Origin of the sequence: Francisella noatunensis subsp. noatunensis (genome assembly GCF_009823375.1) — a bacterium.
Lineage (GTDB): Bacteria > Pseudomonadota > Gammaproteobacteria > Francisellales > Francisellaceae > Francisella > Francisella noatunensis.
The window spans coordinates 1-16,329 of record NZ_WBSX01000032.1; the positions used below are offsets into that span (position 1 = coordinate 1).

Below are 16,329 nucleotides of genomic sequence, written 5' to 3' on the forward strand. Positions count from 1 at the left end.
ACAATATTCTATTGATTGAATTAGCTGTTCTATCTATAGACTTGGCTAAAATAGTAAATCTGCTAGCTCTATCGACCATTGTTACAATAGCACCTTTATGGTCTTTACCAACAATAGTGTCACCTTCAAAGTGATACTTGGTATATCAATGAAGAAATCTAGTTTCAAAAAAGTGTTTGTTGCGGGAATATTTTTCTTGTTGTCTATAATATATTGGGGTCTGTACTTCCAAATATTTATAAGCGTATTACTGTTTACTCAGTATTCAGTAGATAATTCACTATTAAATCCGAGTCAGTTTTTAAGTGTAGAATCATTAAGTGTATTATTTTTTGTAGGAATTCTAGGCAAATTTTGGATTTATTTAGATAAGAAGCGAATGAAAGTGGAAGATATTGATAAATTTAATATTGCTTTTGTCTTATTAACGGTCACATTTTTAATAATACTAGTTTCAATACTTATATCTCATGAGCATACTAAAGTCTCGGCATATGGTATCATTTTTGCTTATATAATATTGGGAGTTTCTGAGCTATCTTTATCTGCTATTGGCTTATCAATGATTACAAAAATAGCACCTAAAGGCTTTGTTGCTTTGTATATGGGCATATGGTTGCTTACATTGGGTGTAGGAGGTAAATTAGGAGGTTTTCTTGCTAGTTTCTTCTATATTTCAGATAGTGATTTAGGTTTATCTAAAGCCAATATGAGCGATGGTTTAGATACATTTATTGTTATAGCGATATTAACAAGTATAATAATTTTACTGCTGAGAAAGTTTGTGAATAAAAATGTCTAGAATATACAAAGAATATCAGCTATTTAGCTTCCCAAGTATTTCTAAGAGTAACAGTTCTGTTAAATACTAAATTTTCATTAGTGCAGTCTTTTAAATCAGATATAAAGTAACCAATTCTATTAAATTGAAAGTGTTGTTCAGGGGTTATATTTTCTAGAGATTTCTCTACTTTAGCATTTTTAATAATCTGTAAAGAATCTGGGTTTAGTACATCTTCAACATCATCAAAGCTTGCATGGTTCTCGTGATTAAATAGCCTGTCATATACTCTTACTTCAGCGTCAATACAGTTATTAGCATCAACCCAGTGTATGATACCATTAGGTTTTATACCATCATTAGGTTTCTTACCGCCTAATGTTTCAGGTAAATAAGAGCATATTAGTTCTATAATTTCACCATCATCATTAGTTATAACTTCTTTACACTCAATTACATAAGCATTTAAAAGCCTTACTCTCCCATTAGGACTGAGTTTTTTCATATCTTTTTCTAATTCAAAGACGAAGTCATCTCTTTCAATGTAAATATCAGAAGATATTGTTATATCTCGGCGACCAAACTCAGGGTCTTGGGGATGGTTTGGTACATTTAATTCATGTACGGGCATATCAGCTATAGTAACTTTGATAGGATCTAAAACAGCATTTTTTCTTAGGGCATTTTTGTTTAGATCATTTCTAATAGTCTCTTCTAAAACAGAGATATCAATGATTGAATCTTGTTTAGATATTCCTATCATGTCACAGAAGTTGCGAATAGACTCAGGAGTGTAGCCTCTACGTCTGAAACCTTTGATTGTTGGCATACGTGGATCATCCCAGCCACTTACGAGGCTATTATCGACTAGATATTTCAATTTCCTCTTACTAGTTATAGTGTAATTCAAATTTAGCCTTGAAAATTCAATTTGTTGAGGCTTTTGTTGAAATTCAGTTTCTTCGATAACCCAGTCATAGAAAGGTCTTTGATCTTGAAACTCTAATGTACATAGTGAGTGAGTAATAGTTTCTATAGCATCCTCTAATGGGTGTGCAAATGCATACATTGGATATATACACCATTTATTTCCAGTTTTTGGATGGTGTGAAAACTTTATTCTATATAAAGCCGGATCTCTGAGGTTGATATTGCCAGAAGCCATATCTATCTTAGCACGTAATGTTTTACTTCCTTCAGCAAACTCACCATTTTTCATCGCTTCAAAAAGCTTAAGATTTTCCTCTATACTACGTTCTCTATATGGGCTATCTTTACCAGGTTCTTTCAGTGTGCCACGATATTCACGCACTTCTTCTGCTGATAAATCACAAACATACGCCTTACTTTTTTTTATGAGCAGTATTGCTAATTCATACATCTTATCAAAGTATTCTGAAGCAAAGTGAGGCTCATTTTCCCATCTAAAACCCAACCATTCGACATCTTCTCTTATTGCATTGATGTATTCGATATCTTCCTTGTCAGGGTTTGTATCATCAAAACGTAAGTTGCATTTACCACCAAACTCTTCAGCTATACCAAAGTTTAGACATATTGATTTAGCATGTCCAATATGTAGATAACCATTTGGTTCAGGAGGGAAACGTGTTAGAACACTAGAAACTTTTTTTGTTCCAATATCTTTTTTGATTATATTTTTAATAAAATTAGTTTTATTTGCTTTAGTTTCACTACTCATTTTGTTGAAGAAATCATTTACTTAATATATTTAGATAATAGTTTACTTTATTACAAAAACAATAACATATTTTTTTGAAAAAAAAAGTATATACTGGATATAATTTGCAGTTAAAATCTAAATGCTTCGCAACATAGGAACTTTCATTATGGATCCTTCAACCATAGACGATAACAAATATTTATATACAATCAAAGAAGTGCATCGAAATTTATCTCTAGAAGAATTAGCGCAACATGCCAAGAACAATACTGGCTTTGTTGATTGCGAAGGAAAAACCTTAGTTGTTGATAGTGGTGATATCAAAGGAAGACTTCCTGATGATAAATATATCGTTGAGACTAAATATGCAAAGAAAAATATTTGGTGGCATGAAGATGGGTCAGATAATAAAAGATTAAAAAGAAAGCATTGGAAAGTAATTAAGCAAAAATTTCATCAAGATGCATCTACGAAAGATATTTTCGTAATCGATGGTTTTTATAATCATGATGAAAAAAATTCAATTGCGGTTCGCTTGATAACAACTCAGGCATCGGCAGCATATTTTTTTAAGTTGATATCAATTACGCCTAATCAAAAACAGTCAGAAGAGTTTGAACCGCAGTGGGTAATTATGCACTTTCCAGAAACTGAGATTGATGAGTATGTTGAAATAGGTCTAAACTCATCAAAAATAATAGCTACAAATCTAAAGCAGCGTGAAAGCCTATTAGTAGGGACATTATATTTGGCTGAGATTAATAAAGTATTGTTATCTGTTATGAGTTATTACCTATCATTGAATAACATAGGTGTTTTTTATTGTGCTGTCAGTGTTGATGATGAAGCTAATAGTTCTATGTTTTTTGGATTATCAGGCAGTGGTAAAACGACTTTGGCATTAGATAATAACAAAAGCTTGGTTGCTAATGAAGCTGTGGCTTGGATAGAGACACGAGGTGTGTATAGCTTAGAGTCTGGCTTAACTATCAAATCTGCAAGTTTTAAGAAAAATGATAGACGTATAAAAAAAGCACTTCAAGGCAATCTGTTAATTGAGAATCCTAACTTTGATGAAAATAAAAATATTATTTTTGGAGAAAAATCAAAATCACAAAGTAATACATATGTAACCTTCCCAAGAGAAAATTTTGATAATATTGTAAATACAAATGATCCAAGTAAAATAATCTTTCTTGTAAAAGATGCTAAAGGAGTTTTACCTCGAGTAGCTAAACTTAGTAAAGGTCAAGCAATTTATTATTTCTTATCAGGTTATACATGTACGTCTACAGGAATTGAAGCAGGGGTTACTAAGCCTAAATCAGAGTTTTCATGCTGTTATGCTCAACCATTTTTATTACTTAAACCAACTCGTTATGCTAGTATTCTGCGTCAACGTTTGAAGCATAGTGATGCTAAAATATATATGGTTAATGTTGGTTGGATTGATGGTGATTATAAAACTGGTAGACGGGTGCCTGTTGAAGAAACAAAGATGATTGTCAACTACTTGTTGACAGAGCCAGAAAATGTCAATTTCAAATTTGAACGTCAAAAATATTTTAACTTTAAAGCTTTGACTTCTATTTATGATAATGATGAGGTTATACATCTGAAAAATTTATGGGAAGATGAATCTGCATACAAAAAACAGTATAAGTCTTTAATTAAAAGTTTTATTAAAAATTACGAACAGTTTGAAGAAGATGATTTCGCTGTTAAATATAAGAAATTTGAACCAAGTATATAGATACTAATTTTCTCTCTATAAAAAATATAATATATCCGTTATAATGGGGCCAATACACTGAAATTTTTTATTATATGCTAATTTATCTTTTTAATTGGTTAAGTCATTACTATAAAGGTCTAGAGGTTTTTAGTAGTTATGTCTCTGTGAGAATTATAATGATTTTTATAGCTTCATTGTTAATAACTCTTTTTCTTTGTAGATCAATGATTAGATGGTTGCAGAAAATGCAGATTGGTCAAGTTGTAAGGGATGATGGTCCACAAAGTCATTTTTCTAAGAGAAATACTCCAACTATGGGAGGAGTGTTGATTCTTTCTTCTGTCATTACTTCTGCTTTGCTTTGGGGGAACTTATCTAGTATATATTTATGGATTTTGATTTTGGTAGTTATCTTCTTTGGAGCTATTGGCTTTTTTGATGATTATTTGAAACTAGTTCTCAAGCATCCTAAGGGTCTAAGAGCTAAGCACAAATTTGCTTTACAGTCTATTTTTTCAATTATATTAGCTATAGTTCTGTTCTACCTTTTGTCTAAAAATGGTCAGATGAACCTTTCGATACCATTTTCTAAAAATTTACATATTCCTATGGGTATTTTCCTGTTTGTAGTTTTGACATTTTTCATTATTAATGGAAGTAGTAATGCTGTTAATTTAACTGATGGATTAGATGGTTTAGCGATAGTTCCTATAGTTCTTGTTGCTGCAGGTTTAGGTATATATGCCTATATAGAGACAAATAGTGTTTTAGCAAATTATCTATTATTTCCATATATAAATAATCAAGGTCTTGCCGAAGTGGCAGTTTTTTGTGCAGCTTTATGTGGATCAGGTTTGGCATTTTTATGGTTTAACTCTCATCCTGCAGAAGTTTTCATGGGAGATGTAGGCTCATTGACGTTAGGTGCTGTGCTAGGTGTGATTGCAGTGATGATCCGCCAAGAGCTAATCTTTTTTATTATGGGCTTATTATTTGTTGTTGAGGCTTTATCTGTGATGTTACAAGTAGGATCATACAAGCTTAGAAATGGCAAGAGAATTTTTAAAATGGCTCCTATTCACCATCATTTTGAATTAATGGGGTGGCCTGAGACAAAAGTTGTGATACGTTTTTGGATAGTCTCTTTAATACTTTTCTTAATCGGTTTAGTAGCTATTAAGGTTAGATAATGTTTAGTTTTTATTTTGATAATAAAAAAATTTCTAAGCTACTTATGGTTGGTTATGGCTCTACAGGCAAGTCTGTTTGTGATTTTTTAGCTAATTTTATTGATCTTTCACTAGATATTTCGCAGAATGATGATGATTTTATAAATTGTGATTTAGAGCAATATGATCTAATAACTGTAAGCCCAGGCATTCCTCTAAATAAGTCGCTCTATCGAGTTTTATCTAAATTTAAACAAAAAATAGTTAGTGATATTGATTTGTTTTATCAATCAATTAGAAATACTAAGGCAAAAATGATAGCCGTTACAGGATCAAATGGAAAAAGCACTATAGTAACGATGCTTGATTTTGTTTTAAGAGATTGGGGTTATAAGAGTATTCTTGTAGGTAATATTAGTACACCACCGTTAAATAAAATTGGCGAGAAATTTGATTATTGTGTTGTTGAAGTATCAAGCTTTCAAATAGATTTATTTAACAGTGTTGAGTTTGATTTAGGATGTGTAGTTAATGTATCACCTGATCATTTAGATAGATATAAAAATTATGAAGAATATAAGCAGTCGAAGCTAAATTTAGCAAAATTTAGTAAAGATTTTTTCGTTTATGATGTACATAATACAGGTATTAAATATGCTGGGGAATATCAGATAGTAAGAGGTTCAATTTATAAAGATACAACTAAACTATTAGATATTACTGAAACAAATCTTTTTGGCGAACACAATCTGGAAAACATTATTGTTGTTTTGAATATCTTTGATAGATTCGGTATTGATATTTCTGAAGCTATAGCTTCAATTAAAAAATTTAAAGGCTTGAAGCATCGATGTGAAATTGTAAAAAACATAGCTGGTGTTACTTATATCAATGACTCAAAAGGTACGAATGTTGGAGCTACTATAGCTGCACTAAATAGTATAACTAGCTCAAAGAATATTATATTATTATTAGGTGGGGTTGCCAAAGGTGGCGATTTTAGTTTAATGAGTAAATCATTGGCTAAGTATGTTAAGTACGTTTATTTATATGGTCAAGATAAAGAATATATAGAGAATTATATCAAAGATCTGTGCCAGTATCAGATTTGTAATGATATGAAAGACGCATTTAGATTAGCTAGTCAAAAGGCTCAAGATAGTGAGATTGTATTATTATCACCAGCATGTGCAAGCTTTGATGAGTTTAGTGGTTGTGCTGAGCGAGGTGAGGTATTTGTGAAACTTGTTACTGAGTTAAAATAAAAATTGGGAAAGTAGAGTGCTATATAGATTAAAGCTTTTATTAAGTGGTCAAAATACAAAAAAAGAACGCGTAAGAGCGAAGTTGGAAATAGATATCTCTATAGTTTTTGTAATGCTAGGGCTACTTACTTTTGGCTGGGTTATGGTTACATCTGCGTCGATGATTGTTGCATTAGATGATTACAATAATCCATATTTTTATTCTATTAGACAGGGTTTTTTTGCAGTTATTGCAGTGTTCCTTTTTTTATTGGCATTGTTAGTACCGACTAAAAATTATGAGAAAAATTATAATGTTTTTTTCTTTGTAATGCTTATAGTGCTTGTAGCAGTATTAGTCCCAGGTGTCGGAAAAAGCGTAAATGGAGCTAGACGTTGGATACCTTTAATTATTATCAATATTCAAGTTGCAGAATTAGCTAAACTTTTAGCAATTATCTTTTTTTCTGGATATATTGCTGAAAATCTACCCAAAATGGCTAATTTTAAAGAGGGTATTCTTACGCCTATTACACTATTAGGGTGTGTTGCAGTTTTATTGCTTATGCAACCTGATTTTGGTTCAACAATTGTTATCTCAATATGTGTAATGGGGATGTTATTTGTATCTGGTAATAAGGTGCGTTGGTACGGTCTACTTATTGGTGTTATGCTCATTATGGCGACTATGCTTGTGATTATTTCACCATATCGTATGCACAGAATTACGGGATTCCTTCATCCATGGGAAAATGCTAATGGTTCTGGCTATCAGCTTGTTCAGGCTCTTATAGGTTTTGGTCGAGGAGGCTGGTTTGGTGATGGTTTAGGCAATGGTGTTCAGAAACAGTTCTTTTTGCCTGAGGCTCATACTGATTTTATCACTTCTGTAATTGCCGAAGAGATATGTGTTGTTGGTCTGATGGTATTACTGGTTGTATATTTGTTTATGGTATTTAGAGCTATGAATATTGCAAAAGCAGCTTTTGAACTAAAAAGATATTATCAAGCATTTCTATCTTATGGGATAAGTTTTTGGATTGGCTTTCAGGTTTTTGTTAATATTGGCGTTAATACTGGTTTGTTGCCAACAAAGGGTCTTACTTTACCACTTATAAGCTATGGTGGTAGTAGTTTGCTCATTATGTGTTTTACTCTTGGTATTCTAGTGAGGATTGACTTTGAAAATAAGCTTTTAGCAGATACCATTAATCCTAAATATATCTATAAAAAAGTAAAAAAATAGCTCTAACTATAAGATAATATCGTTATCTTTTTGATCATCGAGTGCTTGGTCGGATTTGAAGTATTCATATTCTCTGAGACGTGATTTACCAATAGGATCATTTTTATCAATAGCTTTGGCTGGGTGGCACATTATTATTCCGCCATCTTGTATATTTTTGTAGGCGTGATTTATAACTTTTTGAAAATCTTCTGCGCTACTTTCTAATGAATATACTCCAGCAAAACTTGTGTTATGTTTGAGATTGTTAGCTATTAGCATTTTATTGAGCTTTTTTGCACCGCTATAGTATATAACCTTAGATTTAAAATTAGGTTTGGACATATTATAAGTTGAGCGAATATAAGTTTGTTTATCATACATATTGAATTCTTTATAGAGGCTTACTAGAGCTTTTCTAATAATTGGGAAATGATGCACGTGTTGATGACCATCAATAAAATCAGGCAAGTTTCCCCAGTTATCTATGAAGTATTTTATCTGATATTTTAATTCATTATAGACATCTTTATATTTTATAAATCTTAGTTGTGATTTTATAAGAAGTTTTGATACGGGTATAAAAGAGTCATTACTTACTAATGATTTAGCTTCTGTAAAAGGAGTTCCTTCCGTTAAATTTAAGTGAATACCTACATTGATAGAATTATTGTATATTCTCTTTAGCTCGAAGATACCTTGTTTAAATTCGGGCATATTAGTCATGCAACTAGTGGCATTTATAATATTTTCTTTCAAAAGTTCAACAATAGCATTATTTATGTTTTGACTCATACCGAAATCATCGGCACAAATTATAATTTTTTTAGACATATATACAACTTACTTTGTTTTAGAAAAATATTTTTTACTGCTACTCATTTTATACTGACATGGCTATAATAGCATTAGTTGAGGCTAATATTTTTATTTGATGACTAACGTTAGAAATATAAAAGATCCAAATATTTATGCAGTTATACCTGTATATAATGAAGAGGTTTTGATTGAGTCTTTTCTTAGAGCACTAGCTGATAAGCTTTTACAGATTACTCCTAATTTATAAGATAGTGGTTATAAATGATGGAAGTTCAGATGGTTCTGTTGAAATAATTCAATCTTTAGTTGGGCAGATAAATATCAAGTTTATAAGTTTTTCAAGGAATTTTGGACAAGAGGCAGCTATCACAGCAGGTTTAGAGGCATCTAAAAATGAAGATGCTGCGATTGTTATGGACTGTGACTTCCAGCATCCTATAGAAGTTATTGACCAGTTTTATGAGAAATGGTGTGAGGGATTTTCTAATGTATATGGAGTTAGAAATCGTACAGATCAAAGTGCAACTAGAAGCTTTCTATCAGAAACCTTTTTTAAAGTTAGTAATGAGCTAATGGGGGTCAAGATTCCTGCAAACGCTGGGTATTTTAGGTTATTAGATAAGTAGTGCATAAAAGCGTTTAATTCTTTACCAGAAAATGGAAGATTTATTAGAGGACTATTTGCATGGATAGGCTTTAAAGAATATCCTGTTCCTTTTGATGTTGCGGATAGGCAAGATGGTACTGCTAGCCGTTGGGGCTATCGTAAGCTTTTTAAGCTAGCATTTACAGGTATATTTTCATTTTCATCAGTACCATTAAGACTTATATCTATATTTGGTATATTGGTTTCTATAGTTGCTTTAGCTTATGGATTTTATATTTTTATGGGAAGCTTATTCTTTGGTGGTGATGTAAGTGGTTGGCCAACTATTGTTGTTAGTATAATGTTCTTTAGTGGCGTACAACTTATATCCTTAGGAGTTTTAGGGGAGTATATTAGTCGGATATTTGAAGAAGCAAAAAAGCGTCCACGTTATATTATTGATGATGATGAAAGTAGAAATCTTTAGTTATATTGTAGGATTTTCTTATACTTATTTTTTAATTACACTGACAACTATATTTTTTCTATAAGTTGCTTCTATCTTAAAATCAATTTTAGGATATTTTTGTTGCAATTCGCTTAATTGATTCTCCCGCATGAAAATTATCATATTATCATTCGTCTTTAGTAGTTTATCAAACTGTGTATAAGTTATTAGATATTCTGGCCATTTACCGTTATGAGAATCCTGGTATTGTTTTATGCCATAATGGAACTCTCTTGCCCAATTATCAATCTCAGGTTTATAAGTTTTCCAGTTATAAACTATATAGATATTTTTATTTAACAATATTGGTAGATCTTCCTCGTAACCTTTTTGTTTAAGTTCATCCTCGAGTATAAAGTGTTTTGGTTGGGCCCTATTGTAATAGACAAAGGTGGTATCAGGACTAGAGTCATTGAGTATTTTTTCTACAAGTGGTTGAGATGATCTTATATCATAAAAAGGTATTATGATTTGTCCGAGCACATTTAAGAGCATCATCACAGAAATTATAAAAATAATTGCTTGTTTGATATTATTTTTTAATGAGAGTCTAAAACTATATGCTAAAGCCAAAGCTAGTATTACTACTAAAGCTATATAAACTAAAGGTGCTTGAGTATCTAAGGTACTTTGCTGAATTTGAGAAAATATTACAACGGCAATTGTTACAATAAAAAATAGAATGCTCGTAATTAAATGCATTTTTTTAAATGTAGATGAATTATCTTTAGTCTTTATAATTTTCTCAAACGATAAAGCCATCAAAAGTGATAACGGAGCGAATATCGGCATAATATAACTTACAATTTTTGAGCTTGGTATAGTGAAAAAAATAAGAATAAGTATGCACCAAAGAGTTATCAAAAATCCTATATAATCAGATTTTCGATTTTGCCAAATGTTTTTAAATCCTTTAGCTAATCTATTAAGGAGTAACATACTGAATGGTAAAAATACCGCCAAAAGAATTACAAAATAAAACCATGGGCCTATGGCATTATTGAAACCTTGTCCTACAAAACGATAAAACTGTTGAAAATAAAAAAAGAAATATAAAAAATCAGGGTTTTGTTCTTGTGCTAGTATTAACCATGGAGAAACGACTAGAACAAATAATATTATGCCTGTTGGTATATATAGCTCTTTTAGTCTATGCCAATTATTAGTAATAAGCATCCATACGAAAACAGTCATACATGGAAAAACAATCGCGATTAGTCCTTTGGTAAGAAAAGCTAAAGCAGATACAAAGTATGCGACATACATAAGTATTCTTTTACTCTTTGTGCTTGACTGTTTTAAACTAACCAAACATAGAAAAAAAGCAATCCATAGAAGGTTAGCAACAATCAGATCCATATTTGCATAGTGAGCTTCGAAAAAATAAAGTACATTTGTTGCTAGTATGTAACTTGCAAGAACTCCTGCAAATCGTGAATAGAAGTATCGTCCAAAAATATATATTGATACACAGCCGAGTATACCAAATATTGCTTGAGGTAATCTAATTGCCCAAGCATTGACTCCAAAAAAGTGCATTGAAGTTGCTTCAAGCCAATAATATAAAGGAGGTTTATCTAAGAATGGTACACCGTTGATTGTAGGAGTAACCCAGTTTCCAGATGTTAACATCTCTCTTGCAATTTCTGGATAACGTCCTTCATCAGGGATGCTTAGATGACGTGATCCTAAAAATAAGAAAAAATAAATGATATATATAGTTAGTAATATTAAAATATCAAAAAAATATGTATTTCTTAAATTTTTCACTTTCAATGGATGTTATAAAGCTTAGATTATGTGCAAATTTAACCTTAAAAAAGATAAATCGCAAGTAGATATTAATGAACTTTAGATGGATATTTTAAATTTCGTTAAACTGTTCTGGTTTATCTTCTTTGTTTTCAAATAAAAACTTCCGCATTTCTTCTTGAAGAAATTCTTTAGCTTTTGGTTCTATTAGATTTAAACGATATTCGTTGATCAAAATTGTTTGATGAGCTAACCAAGCTTGCCATGCTTTATTAGAAATCTCTGAATGAATTTTTTTACCAAGTTCACTAGGTAGTGGTTGAAATGGGATAGCATCTAATTCTTCATTGTATTTTTTACATAAAACTTTTGTCATTATTCGCTCCTTTGAATATTTTAAATACACCTTTTTGGTTTTGGAAGTCCAGCTAATTTTGCAGCCTGTACTGCAGGTGAAACTGGGAAGAGTATTTGTAGATATAAACTATTACCTATTTTCTCGCCATACTTTTCTCTTAAAGCTTTTACAAGTTCTCGAATCGCTGGAGATTTTTTGTTTTGTTGATAAAAATCGCGTAAAAAATTGATGACTAACATATGCTCATCTGTTAACGAGATTTTCTCATCATTAGCAACTTTATTACAAAAGCCAATATCCCAACTGTCAAAGTCTAATAAAAAGCCTTGCTTGTCTATGTTGTAGTTATCCACAAATATGGTAAAATTTGATACTAGTTTTTTATTATCTGATAATTATAGCAAACAAGACTAATTGTTTTAATCCATAAAAAGGCATATTTGATGAAAGTTACATTATATACTACAAAATATTGTCCATATTCTTTGAGAGCAAGAATTGCTCTGTTAGAAAAGAAAATGGCAATGGGTGTTGTTGAAGCAGGAGATTTAGAGCCAAATGTTGTTAAAAAAATCTCTCCTAACGGTATTTTTCCTGTTCTTATGGAAAAGGACTACAGTATAAATAATAGAAAAGCGTTGTTAATATATATTGATGAGCGCTTTCCAGCGCCAAGTTTACTACCAAGTGTTGTTAATGATCGTATTAAGATACGTCTTTCTTTGGATAAGATTGATAATGAGTGGTATCCAGTACTTGATGAGATCAGAAAAAATAGAGAGAATAAAACCAAGCTAAAAGCAATTTTTAAAGATCTTAGAGAAAGCTTATTAGCTATGGAAAAAGCTTTTTCAGATTCTGATTATTTTATATCTTCAGGCTTTACTTTAGCTGATTGTTATATAGCTGCTTTAATTATTTGTTTAGAAGCAGAAGGCTTTGTAATTGATGAAGAGTATGGATCAATTTTCAATTATAAAAAACGCGTGTTTGCAAGAGATTCTGTTAAAAAAGCTAATTTAAAAGGTGGTGCTGGAGAGTCTTTGTTAAAGACTTTAAGAGCTCATCGATAGGATAAAATAACTATGTGGTATCAAGGTTTTATAGATTTTGTATTTTTTGCTTTGAGTACAGCCTTGGTTGTAATAGCTATTGTTTTTGTTGTAGGGAGCTTTTTCTCTTTACTTGCTAAAGCTAAACAAGAAGTTACAAAATTAGCAGCAGGAAAACTTGAAATAAATAAAATAGGCGATGAGTATAAATCTACTAAAGAGCAAATTTTAGAAACTTTGTTAGATAAAAAGGAATATAAAAAGTTTGTCAAAGAACAGAAAAAAATTGATAAACAAGAAAAACCTAAGCAAAGAAAGTTTATTATTAATTTTAAAGGAGATATTCACGCATCTCAAGTTGAAGATTTACGCAACGAAGTAACAGCAATTCTAGCTGTAGCTGTGGCAGATGATGAGGTTGTGGTTAGAATAGATAGTCCAGGTGGTGTTGTTAATGGTTATGGCTTTGCGGCAGCTCAGTTAGAGCGTATTAGACAAGCAGGAACAACCTTGACAGTTTGTATTGACCAAGTTGCTGCTAGTGGTGGCTATATGATGTCAGCGGTTGCTAATAAGATTATTGCTGCACCTTTCGCTATAGTAGGTTCAATTGGAGTTGTTGGTACAGTTCCGAATATCAGAGAGCTTCTTGAAAAAAATGGTATCAATGTTGAAATGCATACTTCAGGTGAGTTTAAGCGTACATTGACAACTGTTGGTGAGAATACAGAGGATGGGCGTAAAAAGTTCAAGCAAGATTTAGAAAATATTCACGAGTTATTCAAAAAGCATATTTTGGCATATCGTCCAAATTTAGATATGCATAAAGTAGCTACTGGAGAATATTGGTTTGGTAAAGATGCTTTAGAGTTAGGTCTAGTTGATGAAATTAGAACTTATGATGATTATTTAATTGAGTTTCTTGATAATCATTACTCTGTTTATGAAGTTAGCTACGTTAGAAAAAAGGATAAAGAATTTATTAAATCTAAGCTTGCTATGATTAGAAAAACTATAACAAGTTTTTTGTATGCGCGTAAAATAATGTAGGTCAACAGTGTTATCTTTAGATATTCATCAGCAACTTCTTGATAGTTTTTTTGAGCAAAAAACAAAAAATATGTTACATCATGCTCTTATTTTTAGGGTAAAAGATGCAATATTATTAGATAGCTTTATGAATTCTTTGTGCCAGCTATTGTTGGGACAGAATGTTACTGACTATAAAGACTCTCCGTATGTAAGTGTTGCTGCTATAGAAAATGATGAAATCAAAGTTTCTGAAATTAAAAAGATAATTAAAAACTGTGAACTGACTGCGCATAATAATTTAGCTAAAATAATCATAATTGAAGAACTTGACTTGTTAAATGAATCTGCAGCTAATGCTTTACTAAAAACATTAGAAGAACCCACAGCAGATACTTTCTTTTTGATGTTTACCAAAAACTATACAGATATTCTGCCGACGGTTAAAAGTAGATCTATAGTCTATGATATTAAATTTAGCCAAAAAGATAAATACAACTATTTAAAGTATACATTTGATATGTCTCAAAAAGCTGTTGAGAAATCATTGCAAATGGCTCGTGATGATATAAATATTATAGCTAAGATTAAGCTTGAACAACATTTTTGGGTGCTTAGGAATAACCTGATGAAGGTTTTGGTTAATCAAACTAATCCCAATGTATTTTTAAAGGAGATTAATCCGTATTTTAAAGATGCATTATATTGGTTAACTAGTATAATAATAGATGTTTATAATTATAAGCTTAATGAGCAGGTAGAAGTTGCCAACTACGATAAATTAGCAGTTATAAAGTATCTTGCGACTAAATTTACAGATGATTACATATATAACCTTTATCATAAATCATTAGATGCAAAGAGTTATTTTTCAAGCTTTAAGAATGTTGATAAAGAGTTAGTATTAGAAAATTTAATATTAGAAATTATAAAATAGGTAAAATAAAATGGATGTAAAACAACAACAAAATTTAAAAGCCCAAGCACATGCTTTAAAGCCAGTTGTGCTAATGGGTGAAAAAGGGCTTACTGAGAATGTAATGTTAGAAATTGATCTAGCCTTAGCATCACATGAGCTGATCAAAGTAAAAGCAGGTCGCCTACCTAAACAAGAAAAGCAAGAAATTGCTGCAGAGATTGTTAAAGCTACAAAGTCCGAGCTTGTTCAGATAATCGGTAATATCTTAGTACTATACAGAAGAAATCCTAATATAAAGAAAAAGTAGGTTTAAATAAATATGAGTTTTCCAATATCACGTCCACGTAGACTTAGAGTTACTCAAGCCTTTCGAGATATGGTTGCTGAGACAAATTTGAACATAGATGATTTGATGTATCCAATATTTGTTGTGCATGGTAATGGTATCAAAAAAGAAATCTCAAGTATGCCAAATCAATATCATTGGTCAGTGGATATGCTTGATGAGCTTGTTGAGCAGGTTATAAAATTAAGTATAAAAAGTTTGATGATATTTGGTGTACCAAAAACCAAAGATCTTATATCATCAGAGAATTATGATCCAAACGGTATAACGCAACAAGCAATCAGAAAAATTAAAGAGCTAGCCCCAGAGCTTGTAGTAGCTACAGATGTGTGTATGTGTAGTTTTACACCTCATGGACACTGTGGTATTTTGGATGAGCATGATTATGTTGATAATGATCAAACATTAGAAATATTACAAAAAACAGCTGTTTCTCATGCACAAGCTGGTGCAGATATTGTTGCACCAAGTGGAATGATGGATGGCATGATAATTGCAATGCGTCAAGCATTGGATGAGTCAGGATTTGAGACTGTGAGTATTATGTCATACTCTGTGAAGTATACTTCAGCATATTATGGTCCATTTAGAAGTGCTTGTAGTTCATCTCTTAAGGGAGATCGTAAAACCTATCAGATGGATTATCGTAATAAAAAAGAGGCTATCCGTGAAGCTTTAGCAGATGTTGAACAAGGCGCAGACTTTATTATGGTTAAACCAGCATTGAGTTATTTAGATATTATTAATGAACTGAGTCATATAATAGAGTTGCCAATAGCAGCATATCATGTCAGTGGAGAATATGTGATGATTAAAGCTGCTGCAAATGCAGGTCTTGTTGATGAAAAAGCAATCACTATAGAAACGTTGACATCGATGAAAAGAGCAGGCGCTAAAATAATTCTTACTTATACAGCTTTAGATGTTGCATCTTGGTTAAATTAAGAACTATCAAAAAATTTTAAAATAATATAGAATCGAAACTATAAAAGGCTAGATTGTATTCTGAAAGTTTTAAATAGTTGAAAGAGAGTTCCAAATATAGTTTATTAGGTTTTGACGAAACTAAAATAAACGATAAGGAACTAAAAAATGCCAAAGCACTTAACTCTTTCAAATAGA

14 protein-coding genes and 3 pseudogenes are annotated in these 16,329 nt (G+C 31.3%); 11 read left to right on the top strand and 6 right to left on the bottom strand.

Annotated features, from left to right (window positions below; translation table 11 throughout):
* Positions 1-136, bottom strand: a pseudogene (locus tag F8C69_RS11370) (IS30 family transposase); the annotation flags it as partial.
* Between F8C69_RS11370 and F8C69_RS04000 the strand changes: the two are divergent.
* Positions 131-802 (top strand): annotated as a pseudogene (locus tag F8C69_RS04000) (POT-type proton-dependent oligopeptide transporter); the annotation flags it as partial. The pseudogenes F8C69_RS11370 and F8C69_RS04000 overlap by 6 nt on opposite strands.
* Positions 803-821: 19 nt before the next feature.
* On the opposite strand, the gene F8C69_RS04005 reads toward F8C69_RS04000, so the two are convergent.
* A complete protein-coding gene (locus F8C69_RS04005) occupies positions 822-2,483 on the bottom strand; it encodes a glutamine--tRNA ligase/YqeY domain fusion protein (RefSeq protein WP_159184294.1) in 1,662 nt (553 codons plus the stop codon).
* Between the two features lie 148 nt (positions 2,484-2,631).
* Here F8C69_RS04005 and F8C69_RS04010 point away from each other — a divergent pair, with 148 nt between their 5' ends.
* The 4 genes from F8C69_RS04010 to ftsW all read left to right on the top strand — a co-directional run bounded on the left by F8C69_RS04010 (position 2,632) and on the right by ftsW (position 7,859).
* Entirely contained in the window at positions 2,632-4,218 is a 1,587-nt protein-coding gene (locus tag F8C69_RS04010) for a phosphoenolpyruvate carboxykinase (ATP) (protein WP_159184295.1), read from the top strand.
* A 74-nt stretch (positions 4,219-4,292) separates the two neighbouring features.
* A complete protein-coding gene (gene mraY, locus F8C69_RS04015) occupies positions 4,293-5,390 on the top strand; it encodes a phospho-N-acetylmuramoyl-pentapeptide-transferase (RefSeq protein WP_159184296.1) in 1,098 nt (365 codons plus the stop codon).
* On the top strand, positions 5,390-6,634 hold the full coding sequence (gene murD / locus F8C69_RS04020) for a UDP-N-acetylmuramoyl-L-alanine--D-glutamate ligase (RefSeq protein WP_159184297.1): 1,245 nt from the start codon (positions 5,390-5,392) through the stop codon (positions 6,632-6,634). The genes mraY and murD overlap by 1 nt, the downstream gene beginning before the upstream one ends.
* Positions 6,635-6,650: 16 nt before the next feature.
* Positions 6,651-7,859, top strand: coding sequence for a putative lipid II flippase FtsW (gene ftsW, locus F8C69_RS04025; protein WP_159184298.1), 1,209 nt, complete (start codon positions 6,651-6,653; stop codon positions 7,857-7,859).
* A gap of 6 nt (positions 7,860-7,865) precedes the next feature.
* Here ftsW and F8C69_RS04030 read toward each other — a convergent pair whose 3' ends face one another.
* Positions 7,866-8,672, bottom strand: a complete 807-nt coding sequence (locus F8C69_RS04030) for a ChbG/HpnK family deacetylase (RefSeq protein WP_159184299.1) — start codon at positions 8,670-8,672, stop codon at positions 7,866-7,868.
* 100 nt (positions 8,673-8,772) lie between these two features.
* Between F8C69_RS04030 and F8C69_RS04035 the strand changes: the two are divergent.
* Positions 8,773-9,730 (top strand): annotated as a pseudogene (locus tag F8C69_RS04035) (glycosyltransferase family 2 protein).
* 24 nt (positions 9,731-9,754) lie between these two features.
* Here the strand turns inward: F8C69_RS04035 and F8C69_RS04040 are convergent.
* The 3 genes from F8C69_RS04040 to F8C69_RS04050 all read right to left on the bottom strand — a co-directional run bounded on the left by F8C69_RS04040 (position 9,755) and on the right by F8C69_RS04050 (position 12,214).
* Positions 9,755-11,521 (bottom strand): ArnT family glycosyltransferase, encoded by a 1,767-nt coding sequence (locus tag F8C69_RS04040; protein ID WP_159184300.1) that lies wholly within the window; start codon positions 11,519-11,521, stop codon positions 9,755-9,757.
* Positions 11,522-11,615: 94 nt separating this feature from the next.
* A complete protein-coding gene (locus tag F8C69_RS04045) occupies positions 11,616-11,879 on the bottom strand; it encodes an oxidative damage protection protein (RefSeq protein ID WP_159184301.1) in 264 nt (87 codons plus the stop codon).
* A 20-nt stretch (positions 11,880-11,899) separates the two neighbouring features.
* Positions 11,900-12,214, bottom strand: coding sequence for a TusE/DsrC/DsvC family sulfur relay protein (locus F8C69_RS04050; protein ID WP_159184302.1), 315 nt, complete (start codon positions 12,212-12,214; stop codon positions 11,900-11,902).
* A gap of 90 nt (positions 12,215-12,304) precedes the next feature.
* Here F8C69_RS04050 and sspA point away from each other — a divergent pair, with 90 nt between their 5' ends.
* The 5 genes from sspA to hemB are packed head-to-tail and all read left to right on the top strand — an operon-like array spanning position 12,305 to position 16,152.
* Positions 12,305-12,934 carry a transcriptional regulator SspA gene (gene sspA / locus F8C69_RS04055; protein WP_159184303.1) on the top strand — a complete coding sequence of 210 codons (630 nt, stop codon included), beginning with the start codon at positions 12,305-12,307 and terminating at the stop codon, positions 12,932-12,934.
* A gap of 12 nt (positions 12,935-12,946) precedes the next feature.
* Positions 12,947-13,963, top strand: coding sequence for a protease SohB (sohB, locus tag F8C69_RS04060; RefSeq protein ID WP_159184304.1), 1,017 nt, complete (start codon positions 12,947-12,949; stop codon positions 13,961-13,963).
* Positions 13,964-13,970: 7 nt separating this feature from the next.
* Positions 13,971-14,879 (top strand): DNA polymerase III subunit delta' C-terminal domain-containing protein, encoded by a 909-nt coding sequence (locus tag F8C69_RS04065; protein WP_159184305.1) that lies wholly within the window; start codon positions 13,971-13,973, stop codon positions 14,877-14,879.
* A 10-nt stretch (positions 14,880-14,889) separates the two neighbouring features.
* Positions 14,890-15,168, top strand: a complete 279-nt coding sequence (yhbY, locus tag F8C69_RS04070) for a ribosome assembly RNA-binding protein YhbY (RefSeq protein ID WP_004288189.1) — start codon at positions 14,890-14,892, stop codon at positions 15,166-15,168.
* A 12-nt stretch (positions 15,169-15,180) separates the two neighbouring features.
* Positions 15,181-16,152 carry a porphobilinogen synthase gene (gene hemB / locus F8C69_RS04075; RefSeq protein WP_159184306.1) on the top strand — a complete coding sequence of 324 codons (972 nt, stop codon included), beginning with the start codon at positions 15,181-15,183 and terminating at the stop codon, positions 16,150-16,152.
* The last annotated feature ends 177 nt before the right edge of the window (positions 16,153-16,329 follow it).